This is a genomic window from Methylobacterium sp. WL103 (genome assembly GCF_008039885.1).
Classification (GTDB): domain Bacteria; phylum Pseudomonadota; class Alphaproteobacteria; order Rhizobiales; family Beijerinckiaceae; genus Methylobacterium; species Methylobacterium cerastii.
In genome coordinates this window covers 1-430 of record NZ_VRUX01001305.1, presented here as the reverse complement: position 1 = coordinate 430, position 430 = coordinate 1, and the positions used below count along the sequence as shown (strand labels likewise).

Here is a 430-nt window from a genome sequence, read left to right as displayed (position 1 = left end):
CCGCCCGGTCTCGGCCGCGGAGGCGCCGGGGCTGTGGCGCCTCACCGAGGGGCTCGCCGACCGCCTCGGCGCGCTCAAGCCCGAAGCCGTCGTGGTCGGCCTCACCGGTGGATTCTTCGTCAGCGCCGGCCCCGCCCTGCTGCAGCCCGGCGGCGAGCGCCTGGCCGGCCGGATCCTCTACCTGCCGCTGCCCTACCTCGCCCTGATGCGGGGCGACGAGGTCGCGGCGATCATCGGCCACGAGCTCGCCCACTATGCCGGCGGCGACACCGCCTACAGCCAGCGCTTCCTGCCGATCTATGCCGGCGTCGGGCGCTCCCTCGACGCGGTCGCGGCCGGCCACCAGGGCTCGCTCGGCCTGCTCGGCCCGTCGTTGCGCCTCGGCGTCTTCGTGATGGATCGGTTCCACCTCGCCGTGCGCCACTGGAGC

1 protein-coding gene is annotated in these 430 nt (G+C 75.3%); it reads left to right on the top strand.

Features of this window, described 5'->3' with window-relative positions; genetic code table 11:
• Positions 1 to 430: M48 family metalloprotease (locus FV222_RS29110; RefSeq protein ID WP_147816568.1), on the top strand; the 430-nt coding region annotated here is incomplete at both ends.